This window comes from Nitratireductor sp. PBL-C9, assembly GCF_050877045.1.
Lineage (GTDB): Bacteria > Pseudomonadota > Alphaproteobacteria > Rhizobiales > Rhizobiaceae > Nitratireductor > Nitratireductor aquimarinus.
In genome coordinates this window covers 141,589-153,624 of sequence record NZ_JBPAXW010000008.1, presented here as the reverse complement: position 1 = coordinate 153,624, position 12,036 = coordinate 141,589, and the positions used below count along the sequence as shown (strand labels likewise).

The window sequence follows — 12,036 nt, the reverse complement described above, 5'->3', positions numbered from 1 at the left end:
TAAGAAAAAATCTTCTCTTCAATCGATAAAGCGGCGGATGCTCCGTTGGTTGGCCTTGCCTTGATGGTCGCTGCCGCTTAACGCTGCCTGCCGTAGCCGGTGCAGCACAAGTTCCAGGCGCCGGCAAATCGACCGGAAGGGGAATGCAGCATGACCAAGTGGGTCTATGTGTTTGGCGATGGACGTGCCGAAGGCAGCGCGGGCGAGAAAAATCTGCTCGGCGGCAAGGGCGCAAATCTGGCGGAGATGTGCAGCCTCGGGCTGCCGGTGCCGCCCGGCTTTACGATCACCACCGACCTTTGCTCCCACTATTATGCGAATGGCCGCACCTATCCGGACGCGCTGAAAACACAGGTCGAGGCCGCGCTTGACGAGGTCGGCCGGGTCGCCGCCCGCCGTTTCGGCGATGCGGGGCAGCCGCTTCTGGTTTCCGTGCGCTCGGGCGCACGCGCCTCCATGCCCGGCATGATGGACACGGTGCTCAATCTCGGCCTCAATGATGAGACGGTCGAGGCGATCGCGGCAGAAGCCGGCGATGCGCGCTTTGCCTATGACAGCTACCGCCGCTTCATCCAGATGTACTGCAATGTCGTGCTCGGGCTCGATCATGATCTCTTCGAGGAAATCCTTGAAGAGGAGAAGGCGCGGCTCGGCTACGAGGTCGATACGGAGTTTTCGGCCGAGGACTGGCAGAACGTTATTGCGCTCTACAAGGGCCGCATCGAAAGCGAACTTGGCGCGCCATTCCCGCAGGACCCGCACGAGCAGCTGTGGGGCGCGGTGGGCGCTGTGTTCTCTTCATGGATGAACCCGCGTGCGGTGACCTATCGCCGGCTGCATGACATCCCCGAAAGCTGGGGCACGGCGGTCAATGTGCAGGCCATGGTGTTCGGCAACCGGGGTGAGGATTCGGCAACCGGCGTTGCCTTTACCCGCGATCCTTCGACCGGCGAGAAAGCGCTTTACGGCGAGTTCCTGGTCAATGCGCAGGGTGAGGATGTGGTGGCAGGCATTCGCACGCCGCAGAACATCACCGAGGCGGCGCGGCTTGCGGCGGGCTCCGACAAGCCGTCGCTCGAAAAGCTGATGCCCGAGGCGTTCAACGCCTTCACCCGGATCGCCGACACGCTGGAGCGGCATTACCGCGACATGCAGGATCTGGAATTCACCATCGAGCGCGGCAAGCTGTGGATGCTGCAGACACGCTCGGGAAAGCGCACGGCAAGTGCGGCGCTGAAAGTAGCCGTGGACATGGCCAATGAGGGGCTGATCACGCGTGACGAGGCGGTGACCCGCATCGATGCGGCGTCGCTCGACCAGCTTCTGCACCCGACCATCGATCCGTCCGCCCCGCGCGACATCATCGGCATGGGCCTGCCGGCCTCGCCGGGCGCTGCGACGGGTGAGATCGTGTTCTCGTCCGAAGCCGCCGAAGAGGCCAAGGCCGAAGGACGCCGGACCATTCTGGTGCGGGTGGAGACGAGCCCCGAGGACATTCACGGCATGCATGCCGCCGAAGGCATTCTGACGACGCGCGGCGGCATGACGAGCCACGCGGCGGTGGTGGCGCGCGGCATGGGCAAGCCCTGCGTTTCGGGTGCCGGTTCACTGCGTGTCGATCATCGCAAGGGCGTGCTGCTCGCCATGGGGCAGATGCTCAAGGCGGGCGACACGATCACCATCGATGGTGCAACGGGGCAGGTGCTGAAGGGTGCGGTCCCCATGCTGCAGCCCGAACTTTCCGGCGATTTCTCCACCATTATGAGCTGGGCCGACGAGGCGCGGCGCATGAAGGTGCGCGCCAATGCCGAAACGCCGGCTGACGCGCGCACGGCGCGTTCCTTCGGGGCGGAGGGCATCGGCCTTTGCCGCACGGAGCACATGTTCTTCGATGATGGCCGCATCCTCGCCATGCGCGAGATGATCCTGGCCGACACCGAAAGCGACCGGCGCGCGGCCCTCGCGAAGCTTCTGCCCATGCAGCGCTCCGATTTCGTGGAGATCTTCGAGGTGATGGCCGGGCTGCCGGTCACGATCCGTCTGCTCGACCCGCCGCTGCACGAGTTCCTGCCGAAGACCGAAGAGGAAATCGGCGAGGTGGCTGCCGCCATGGGCGTTTCGGCGGAGAAACTGCGCCAGCGCACCGAGGCGCTGCATGAGTTCAACCCGATGCTCGGCCATCGCGGTTGCCGTCTGGCGATTTCCTATCCGGAGATCGCGGAGATGCAGGCGCGCGCCATCTTCGAGGCTGCGGCAGAGGCGGCTGAGAAAGCCGGCAAGCCGGTGGTGCCGGAGGTGATGGTGCCGCTTGTTGGCATGTCGGCCGAGCTGACCTTCGTGAAGAACCGCATCGACGCGGTGGCCAAAACCGTGATGGAAGAGCGCGGCATCACGCTCGACTATCTGGTCGGCACGATGATCGAGCTGCCGCGCGCGGCATTGCGGGCAGACGAGATCGCAGGCAGCGCCGAGTTCTTCTCCTTCGGGACGAACGATCTGACGCAGACCGCATTCGGCATCTCGCGTGACGATGCGGCTTCCTTCCTGGAAACCTATCGCACACGCGGCATCATCGAGCAGGACCCGTTCGTGTCGCTTGATGTGGATGGCGTTGGCGAGCTGGTGCGGATTGCCTCTGAAAAGGGACGCACGGCGCGGCCGGAAATCAAGCTCGGCATCTGCGGAGAGCATGGCGGCGACCCGGCGTCGATCCGCTTCTGCGAGACGGTGGGGCTGGACTATGTGTCGTGTTCGCCCTTCCGTGTGCCCATTGCACGGCTTGCGGCAGCGCAGGCCGCCATTCACGCGGGCAAGGGCGCAGCCTGACGCGCTCTGCCGAATGAAGCCGTCGGGGATCCGTGGGCCGCGTTACTGAACGCGGTCCAGCGTCGTTATCAGGCTGGCATAGGCATTGACGATGCGCGCCACCGGCAGATCGCTGGTCTCAATGCTCTCGACATCAAGCGTGTCGCTTCCCGTCCGCTGTACCACGAGCGCATGGACAGGCGTGTCCTCGTCCTCAAGCGCAATGGCGGCAACCCAGTCGCAATCGTTCACGCCATCAAGGCGCATCTGAAACAGAAGACGCCCTTCGATCTGTTCAAGAGCGTGTTTCACCGCGCCCTCAAAACCCTGTTCGACGAAATCCTGATGTTTGAGGGCGAGCTCCAGCTCGACCAGTTCGAGCGGGCCTGCTGCCGTTTCGTTCTGTTCTAGAAGCGCAGTCTGCATGGCGGAACCTCACAACATTTTCCCACGCAACCCCTCCGACCATGACATTGTGCGTGCGAGCGTGGCTGGATTATGGCGTGTTACTATAACCTAAGAAGATGGTTATATGGTCCGGTTGTCACCTGTTTCAAGGCGCGGGTGCTGGCTGAATCATTGTCGCAGCCAATGGGTGCAAGGCCCTGAAATCTTAAACATTCCACTGAAATTGAATTTTCTGCCGATCAGCAATGCGTTATGAGGCTCTATCTCTGATGGCAATGGCGCGTTCGGTTGGGTTCATGACGGCAACATTGGTACGGCAAATGGCTCCCGCCGCTCCCTGGTGCCGAAGGCTTGCGCTCTTCTCGCTGGTTCTGCTCATCGTGTCGGGCGCATCGCATCGCTTCGGACTTCTGGAAACGGTTCCTTTCCTGTGGCTCCTGGGGCTGGGCGGAGCGCTTGCCTTTGTCGCCTTCATGCTCGGTGTGATGGCGCTTCTGCAGGTCTGGGAACATGGCTCTCTGGGTGCTGCAATGGCGGCGGGTGGAATGTTCGTCGCGGCCATTGCGCTGGTTCCCTTCGGCATTTCCGGATACCGCTTTTTTGAACATCCGCAACTGGTCGACATCTCGACCGACCCTGAAAACCCGCCGCAAATGCCACTGGCTGCGCGGGCGCGGAGCGGCGTGATGAATGCCGTCGAGCCCATGTCTGCCGAGAGCCAGGCAATGCAGCAGCAGGACTATCCCGAGGTGACGGGGCGGCGCTACGAGTACACGGCTGACAATGTCATTGAGGTTGTGCGCGCGATGATGCGCGAGAGGGGATGGCAGCCACAGGGGCCTGAAGGGCTGCAACTTGCCGGCGCCAGCGTCACGCTGGAAGGGGTGGCGCATTCCTATCTTCTGGGGTTTCCGTCTGATGTGGCCATACGCATCGAAGACGACCAGGCCGCCACCTTCGTCGACATGCGGTCGGCGTCTCGATATGGACGCCACGATCTTGGGGACAATGCGCAGCGTATCCAGCGCTTCCTGAAGGAACTTGATGAACGCATGGCCTTCCTGGCCCCGGTCTAGCGCTTCAGGCTGTTTCCGCTTTCGCTGAAATCGCTCTCGCATTCAGCCCGGAAAATAGATCGCGTCGATTGACGGATCGTTCTCCGTCGTCACGGCCCCGCGTGCGACCAGATCTTCCAGATGGGCGAGAACGGAGAGGGCGGCTGCCCCATGAAGCCGGGGATCGGTGTCCCGGTAAATGGCCTGAACCATTTCCGTTATGGTGCGATCACCGCGCTCGATGCGGTCCAGAACGGCGCGCTCGCGCATCTTCCGGTGGGCCTTCAGTCCACGCATGAAGCGCTGGGGCATGCGGACGCGACTGCCATGGCCGGGCAGGAACACCGTGTCGTCACGCTCCAGAAGGCGATCAAGCGAGGCCATGTAATCGGACATCGCGCCGTCGGGCGGGGCGACGATGGAGGTGGCCCAGGCCATCACATGGTCTGCCGAGAAGAGCACGCCGGTTCCTTCCAGCGCGAACACCGCATGATTGGCGGCGTGGCCCGGCGTGTGGATTGCGCGCAGCGCCCAGCCATCGCCCTCGACAAGCTCGTCATTGGCGAGTGCGATGTCGGGCCTGAAATCCATGTCGGCGCTGGCGTCGAGCGGGTTGGTTTCGCCAATGCGCAGCGGACGGGCGGCGCGGTGTGGGCCTTCTGCGCAGACCAGCGCGCCGGTCTCCCGCGAAAGCCTCGCGGCGAGCGGCGAGTGATCCTTGTGGGTGTGGCTGACGAAGATGTGGCTGACCGGCCGGCCGCCAATGGCCTTGAGCAGCGCCTGGAAGTGGGCTTCGTCCTCCGGGCCGGGGTCAATGACGGCGAGGCTGGAGGTGCCGACGATATAGCTGTTCGTGCCGTGAAAGGTGAAGGCGCTGGGGTTGTTGACCGTAAGGCGCTGAATGTCGGGAGCGATCTCGACGGCCTCGCCATAGGCGGGGTCGAAACGCGTTTCAAATTCGAGAGCCATGGGCAACGGGTCCGAAAGTTGGATGCATGCTGGACGCCTGAAAAGCGCATTCAGGTTGCCGCATATCATGGAACCGCTTATAGGAGAAGGAAAGCGGAACAACTCGCATAAAGCATGAACGGAGACGCCATGTCGCTCGCTATCGCATCCAGATCCCTCGTGTCGCAGTCGCTGCCCGACAATGCAGCACGACGCCTGACCACCCAGCTCTTCCTCGCCGTGGGCGCAACGCTCCTGCTGGCGCTGTCGGCAAAGACGCGCGTTGTGCTTGGCCCGGTGGATCTTTCGCTGCAGACGCTGGCTGTTCTTCTGATCGGCGCAACCTTCGGCATGCGCCTCGGTGTTGCGACGCTGCTTCTCTACATGGCTGAAGGCGCGATGGGGCTGCCGGTTTTCCAGGGTACGCCGGAAAAGGGCATTGGCCTTGCATACATGATGGGACCGACGGGCGGTTACCTTCTGGGCTTTGTCGCCATGGCGGCGATTGCCGGCTGGGCGGCAGACCGCGGCTGGGACCGCAATCCGCTGAAGCTTGCCGGCGCGATGCTGGTGGCGGAGGCAGCTCTGATGGTGCTCGGCTTTGCATGGCTTGCAGGCCTGATCGGCGCTGAGAATGCCTGGCAGTTCGGCGTTGCGCCGTTCATCATGCCGGACCTGATCAAGGTGGCGCTGGCTGCCTGCTTCATGCCGGCGGCATGGGCGCTGCTGCGCGGCCTGGGCATCTCGAGGCACTAAACGGTCATCGAATCGCCGCTTTTACGCGGAACGGAGAGCGGGCCAGAAGGGGATGTCTGGCCCGTTTTTTTTAAGATTTATTTTAGTTTTTTGAGAGGAACACCATGAGCGTGTTGGTTACCGGCGGCGCCGGTTATATCGGCAGCCATATGGTCTGGGAGCTTCTGGACCATGGCGAAGACGTGGTCGTTCTCGACCGGCTGAGCACGGGTTTCGACTGGGCGGTTCCCGAAGCGGCCACGCTGGCGGTGGGCGACATCGCTGACCAGACCTTGGTAGAGGAGCTGATCCGCAAGCATGATGTGGATGCGATCATTCACTTTGCGGGCTCGATCATCGTGCCGGAATCCGTATCCGACCCGCTGGGCTATTATCTCAACAACACAGTCAAATCCCGCAGCCTGATCGAGAGCGCGGTTCGCTGCGGGGTTCCTCATTTCATCTTTTCTTCCACGGCTGCAGTCTATGGCAGCCCGGCGCGTTTTCCGGTGGGCGAAGATGCCGAGTTGCGGCCTGAGTCACCCTATGGCACCTCCAAAATGATGACGGAGCTCATGCTGCGGGACTGTGCGGCTGTGCACAATTTCGACTATACGGCGCTACGTTATTTCAATGTCTCCGGTGCTGATCCGCAATTGCGCACTGGGCAGTCGACCAAGGGCGCCACGCATCTGATCAAGGTCGCCTGCGAGACCGTGACAGGCAAACGCGGCCATATGGAAGTTTTCGGCACGGACTATGAAACGCCGGACGGCACCTGCGTACGTGATTACATTCATGTCTCCGATCTGGTGAATGCGCATTACCTGGCGCTCCGTCGCATGCGTTCGGGTGGTGGTAGCCTCGTGGCCAATTGCGGCTACGGAAACGGTTATTCCGTTCTTGAGGTGATTGAGGCGGTTAAAGAGGTGGCGCAGACCGATTTCGACGTGCGCATCGGCGATCGCAGGCCCGGTGATGCGGTTGCCATCGTTGCGGAGGCAGAGCGGTGCCGGAGGGAGCTTTCCTGGGAACCAAGGTATGACGATCTGCGCCAGATCGTGACGCATGCGCTGAGCTGGGAAAAGAAGCTTGCCGGACGGAACCGCTGATGCAGTATCGTAATATCAACAGGCTCTTCACGCTTGCCTGTTTCTCAATGCCGCCGGTTGTTGGTTCTGCAACAAGTGTGGTCTGGCACGGCGGTGCGCTGTGGTGTGTTTTCGAGGTGGTTACGGGACGGCGGCGACTGAGCCCCGACAGCGCGATGCGCTGGATCGCCATGCTGATGCTGCTTTATGTGGCCGCGAACCTTGTCGCCTTCCTCATCAATGATCCTTCGTGGCAGAGTGTTTACAAGCTCCTGCCGCTTGCGACCTTCGCTCTGTTTCCTTTCTCCTACTCCATCTGGACAATTTCAGACCGGCAAGAGGTGGCGCAGGCAGCACTGGCGGGCGCTGTCATCGCGAGTTTCGGGGCGCTGATCTTCGCGCTTGTTCAGTCCGAATTTCTGGGGCTGCGCGCCGAGGGGGGGGCGGGCAATGCGCTTGTTTTTGCGGATGTCGCGTGTCTGGCAGGTCTTGTCTGTCTCGCAGGCGGTCTCATTCTCGACAGCAAGCGGACGCTTGTTCTCCTGCTTGCCTTCGCCGCAGCTTTCGGGGCGGTGATGCTTTCCGGCTCGCGTTCCGTGTGGATCCTGATGATCGTGCTGGCGCTTCTGCAGCTTTTCATCTTCCGTGAACGTGTTTTCACCGTGCTGCGGGTGCATGTTTTTGCGCTGATTGGTGTTGCTGTTCTCCTTCTGATCCTGACATCGGGCCTCATCGTGAGCCGTTTCGATGCGCTTTGGCTGAGCGTGGACAAGCTCCTTTCGGGCGGTGACTACAACACGTCGTTCGGGTTGCGGGTGGCGCTCTGGGAAACGGGCCTTCAGCTCTTCCGGGAGAGCCCGATTTTCGGTCACGGAATGCAGAACACCTCGGCGCTCATCAAGGAATATGTGCTGCGGGATTTCGGCATTGAGGTCGGGTTCACCCATTTCCACAACGGCTTCATGACCATCTTTATCGAGGGTGGCATTGTGGCGGGCTGTGCGGTGATCGCGATGTTCGCGGTGATCACCGTCTATGCGATAAAGAGCCTCGGGAACAAAGAGGACCCGCTCGCCCGCCTCGGCGGCGCGATGCTGCTCATGCTTGCAGCGGTCTATGCCGGAGGTGGCAGCGTGAACGTCATGTTCGGCCATGACATTCTTGACACGGTCTTCATGGTCTTTCTGATCGTGGGGCTGTTCCTGGCGCGGGGAACCTCGCGCCTGACCGATGCGGATCGGGCTGAAAGGCCTTGATGATCTGACGTCGCGGCCGCGTTATACGCGGCCGTAACGGTCCTCCAGACGCACGATGTCGTCTTCGCCCAGATAGGAACCGGACTGCACCTCAATCAGCTCCAGCGGGATCTTGCCGGGGTTTTCCAGCGCGTGGATCTCGCCAAGCGGAATGTAGGTGGACTGGTTCTCGGTGAGCATGATCGTGTCTTCGCCCTTGAGAACCCGCGCCGTGCCGCGGACGACCACCCAGTGTTCCGCCCGGTGGTGGTGTTTCTGCACGGAGAGTTTTGCACCGGGCTTCACCGTGATGCGCTTCACCTGGTAGCGGTTGCCGAAATCGATGGAATCGTAATCGCCCCACGGACGATAGACCCGGCGATGGTCCACATGCTCGGTGCGGTCGGCGGATTTCAGCTGCGAGACGATCTCCTTGACGTGCTGTACGGCATCACGTTTGGCCACGAGGACGGCATCAGCCGTTTCAACGACCACGAGATCCTCAACGCCGACGATGGCGACGAGGCGTTTCTGCGCGGAGACAATGGAGTTTTTGGACGCGACCTGCAGAACATCGCCGATGAGCGCATTGCCATCCGCGTCCCGGTCCTGCGCCTCCCAGATGGCCGACCATGAACCGATGTCGTTCCAGCCGGCGTCGAGCGGGACCACGGCCGCGCGGTCGGTCTTCTCCATAAGGGCATAGTCGATGGAATCGGAAGGGCATGCCTCGAAGGCCGTGCGCTCGGGACGCAAAAAATAGGCATCGCTTTCCACGCCGCTCATGGCGGCGCGGCAGGCCTCCAGAATGGCGGGCGCGTGTTTCTGCATGGCGTCCAGATAGACGCTGGCGCGGAACAGGAACATGCCGCTGTTCCAGTCGCATGCGCCTTCCTTGAGATAGGCCTTGGCCGTTTCGAGATCCGGCTTTTCCTCGAAGCTGGCCACCGCAAAGCCGCTGTCGCCGATCTTCTTGCCACGGCGGATGTAGCCAAAGCCGGTTTCCGGACAGGTGGGCACGATACCGAAGGTGACGAGCCAGCCTTCCTCGGCAAGCGCCTTTGCCCTTGAGAGCCCCTCATGGAAGGCGGGCACGTTCTGGATCAGGTGATCTGCCGGCATGACGAGAAGCAGCGGGTCTGCGCCATTCGCCGTCGCCTGAAGGGCTGCGAGCGTGATCGCGGGCGCGGTGTTGCGGCCGACAGGCTCAAGCAGGATCGGCGCATTTTCGACGCCGGCCTGCCGAAGCTGTTCGGCCGCCAGAAAGCGGTGCTCTTCATTGCAGACGGTGAGGGGCGTGGCTGCGCCCAGCCCGTCCAGCCGGCGCATTGTCTGTTGCAGCATGGTGCTGTCGCCCACCAGGGCGCAGAACTGCTTGGGGTAGTGCTCGCGCGAAACCGGCCAGAGCCGCGTTCCCATTCCACCCGCCATGATCACCGGTACCAACATGAGCCTACCCCCGCCGTTCTGGTTCTGAACCTCTGGATCGCCTGGCACCCCTTCGGGCGCGCAAAGGACGATCCAGAATTTTGACGGAGCATCAGGCCGAAAGCCGGAATCAACTTTTCAGTCCGACGCTCTATCTGTCTGTTTTTCCGCATTTATGCGGATGTCAGCTGTTTCCACCTGACTGCAAAATACTGTGGCCTGTGCCGCAGGCCGCCGGATGCCTTCGAACAGTGCCCGGATGCCTTCGAACAGTGCAATGCCGGGAACCTTCGCCAAGGATGCCCCGACTTTAGATTGGAAACGTTGACGCGGGGTGTAGGCAAGAGCGCCATCAAGGGATTTGCCCCGTCCATGGGGAGAGGGGACTACCTCCACGGTTGTTTTTCTCCCCGCCGCGCCTCGTTCAAGCAGGCCAATCGTGCGCACTCATGCGCCCTTTGCCGGGGAGAGGGCGCGATGACCGGCACCGTTTTCTCCCCGCACCCTCTGCCGCTCCTAGACTTTCCCCGATCAAAAGGAACGGGCCAAGATGGAACAGACCGCAAATCTCAAGCTTCCCTACATCATGCCGTCGCAGGCGCAGAAACACGTGACGCACAACGAAGCCATTCGTCTTCTCGACGGGCTGGTGCAGCTCGCTGTGCGTGACCGCGACCTCTCCGCACCGCCGGTCAGCCCCGAAGAGGGCGAATGCCACATCGTTGCGGCGGCGGCGACCGGGGCGTGGACGGGCTGGGAAGGGCAGGTGGCGTATTTCGCCGATGGGGCGTGGATGCGGTTTGCGCCGGCTGCCGGCTGGCGGGCCTGGATCATCGACGAGGCGCGTCTTGCCGCCTTTGATGGCGTGGGCTGGCAGGCCATCAACGGATTTCCGGAGAGCGCGGCGGAGATCCAGAATGCAGCGCTGTTCGGGCTTGGAATGACCGCCGATGCGACCAACCCGTTTTCTGCAAAGCTGGACAAGGCGCTCTGGACGGCCCGCTACGCTGCCGAAGGGGGAACGGGCAGCCTGCTCTACACGATGAACAAGGAAGCGCCTGCCGACGATGTGGGCTTCCTGTTGCAGAGCGGTTTCGTGACGCGCGCGATGTTTGGGCTGCTCGGTTCCGATGGCTGGCGGTTCGCGGTTTCTCCCGATGGTCTGGCCTTCAAGGATGCGATTCGTACCGATGAGGGTTCCGGCCTTGTGGCGCTGCCGGGCAACGCCAAATTCCTTGGCTTCATCAATTACGATCAGTATGTCGCCGCCGACACATGGCAGACCGTGGCCGTCAACAACACGCTGTCGAACGATCAGATGTCCTTCGACACGGGCGCAAACCGGTTCACCGCGCCGGCAGACGGGCTCTACCGCTTTGGGGCGAGCATCGGCTGGAAGCAGAATGGCGCGAATGTGCCGACGGCGGTGAAGGCGAAGCTGGTGCTCAACGGCGTGAGCGACCTCTGCGCGCCTTTGGTGGCGGGCGATGTGGCCGATCTGGCGGTGGATGGTTCGGAAACGGCGCTGCATCTTCACGTGATGACGCGCCTGGCGGCGGGCGACACGGTGGCGCTTGCGCAGCTCTTTAGCGGGCTTGATGGCTATGTGCCGGCGACGGTCACGCGGTTCTGGGGAGAGTGGGTGGCCTGACGCATGACGCAGTGATGAGCGTGTGCTCCACAGAAAGGCTGAAAACGCCTGCTTGTCGTGGGGCCGCGCTTCTGCTATCCACCGCTTCGCTCGGTCTTGGGGCGTCGCCAAGTGGTAAGGCAACGGTTTTTGGTACCGTCATTCGCAGGTTCGAATCCTGCCGCCCCAGCCAGCCTTCGCAAATCCAGAAATCTCTGTTGTTGAAGCGAGAACGCGAGCAATTTTCTTCAAATTGCTTCGGGTGTCTTGGGGCTGTGTCAAATTTTGACTGCTAGCTTTGCGCCATGAGCAAGTGGAAGCCTACTCCCGAAGTCATTGACGCGTCCCGGCGTTTCAGACGCGCCAAACGATTGCGTTTGACGAAAAAAGTCTTGTTCGGAGCGGTTCTTCTGGGAGCCGTTGGCGCCGGATACGCCTATGACCGGGGACGGCTCGAGCCGGTTCAGGCGCTGATGCTGTCGGCAAGTTGCAACATCAAGGGCAATGTCAGCATCGATACCGGTGAGCGCATCTATCATGTGCCGGGGCAGCGCTATTATGAGCAGACCGTCATCTCGCCGCGCTACGGGGAGAGGTGGTTCTGTTCGGAAGCCGAGGCGCGCCGCGCAGGATGGCGCAGATCCAAGGTCTGAAAAGCCCGGCTCTTTTCAGCCGGGCTTTCCTGAAGCGTTATTGTTCTT

10 protein-coding genes and 1 tRNA gene are annotated in these 12,036 nt (G+C 61.9%); 8 read left to right on the top strand and 3 right to left on the bottom strand.

From position 1 onward, the window contains the following. Positions 1 to 150 precede the first annotated feature (150 nt). Positions 151 to 2,826 carry a pyruvate, phosphate dikinase gene (ppdK, locus tag ACRTG1_RS17395; protein WP_206545866.1) on the top strand — a complete coding sequence of 892 codons (2,676 nt, stop codon included), beginning with the start codon at positions 151 to 153 and terminating at the stop codon, positions 2,824 to 2,826. Between the two features lie 42 nt (positions 2,827 to 2,868). Here ppdK and ACRTG1_RS17390 read toward each other — a convergent pair whose 3' ends face one another. Further along, on the bottom strand, positions 2,869 to 3,231 hold the full coding sequence (locus ACRTG1_RS17390; RefSeq protein WP_113154553.1) for a hypothetical protein: 363 nt from the start codon (positions 3,229 to 3,231) through the stop codon (positions 2,869 to 2,871). A 278-nt stretch (positions 3,232 to 3,509) separates the two neighbouring features. Here ACRTG1_RS17390 and ACRTG1_RS17385 point away from each other — a divergent pair, with 278 nt between their 5' ends. Beyond that, entirely contained in the window at positions 3,510 to 4,289 is a 780-nt protein-coding gene (locus ACRTG1_RS17385) for a DUF1499 domain-containing protein (protein WP_206547265.1), read from the top strand. 42 nt (positions 4,290 to 4,331) lie between these two features. Here the strand turns inward: ACRTG1_RS17385 and ACRTG1_RS17380 are convergent, their stop codons facing one another. Continuing rightward, a complete protein-coding gene (locus tag ACRTG1_RS17380) occupies positions 4,332 to 5,237 on the bottom strand; it encodes an MBL fold metallo-hydrolase (RefSeq protein WP_432516725.1) in 906 nt (301 codons plus the stop codon). A 129-nt stretch (positions 5,238 to 5,366) separates the two neighbouring features. On the opposite strand from ACRTG1_RS17380, the gene ACRTG1_RS17375 reads away from it, so the two are divergent. From ACRTG1_RS17375 to ACRTG1_RS17365, 3 genes are all read left to right on the top strand, one after another. Continuing rightward, positions 5,367 to 5,972, top strand: a complete 606-nt coding sequence (locus tag ACRTG1_RS17375) for a biotin transporter BioY (protein ID WP_206545869.1) — start codon at positions 5,367 to 5,369, stop codon at positions 5,970 to 5,972. Positions 5,973 to 6,076: 104 nt separating this feature from the next. Continuing rightward, positions 6,077 to 7,063, top strand: coding sequence for a UDP-glucose 4-epimerase GalE (gene galE / locus ACRTG1_RS17370; RefSeq protein ID WP_113154555.1), 987 nt, complete (start codon positions 6,077 to 6,079; stop codon positions 7,061 to 7,063). Continuing rightward, the gene (locus ACRTG1_RS17365; protein WP_432516724.1) at positions 7,063 to 8,298 is read left to right on the top strand and encodes an O-antigen ligase family protein; all 1,236 of its coding nucleotides are present in this window, start codon (positions 7,063 to 7,065) and stop codon (positions 8,296 to 8,298) included. Before galE ends, ACRTG1_RS17365 begins: the two co-directional genes overlap by 1 nt. Positions 8,299 to 8,319: 21 nt before the next feature. On the opposite strand, the gene ACRTG1_RS17360 is transcribed toward ACRTG1_RS17365, so the two are convergent. Next, positions 8,320 to 9,726 (bottom strand): mannose-1-phosphate guanylyltransferase/mannose-6-phosphate isomerase, encoded by a 1,407-nt coding sequence (locus tag ACRTG1_RS17360; RefSeq protein WP_299936921.1) that lies wholly within the window; start codon positions 9,724 to 9,726, stop codon positions 8,320 to 8,322. A 529-nt stretch (positions 9,727 to 10,255) separates the two neighbouring features. Here ACRTG1_RS17360 and ACRTG1_RS17355 point away from each other — a divergent pair. The 3 genes from ACRTG1_RS17355 (at position 10,256) to ACRTG1_RS17345 (ending at position 11,988) form a co-directional block, all read left to right on the top strand. Then, a complete protein-coding gene (locus ACRTG1_RS17355; RefSeq protein WP_432516723.1) occupies positions 10,256 to 11,356 on the top strand; it encodes a DUF2793 domain-containing protein in 1,101 nt (366 codons plus the stop codon). Positions 11,357 to 11,453: 97 nt separating this feature from the next. Then, positions 11,454 to 11,528, top strand: a tRNA-Gln gene (locus ACRTG1_RS17350). A gap of 199 nt (positions 11,529 to 11,727) precedes the next feature. Further along, a complete protein-coding gene (locus tag ACRTG1_RS17345; RefSeq protein WP_224924761.1) occupies positions 11,728 to 11,988 on the top strand; it encodes a sunset domain-containing protein in 261 nt (86 codons plus the stop codon). The last annotated feature ends 48 nt before the right edge of the window (positions 11,989 to 12,036 follow it).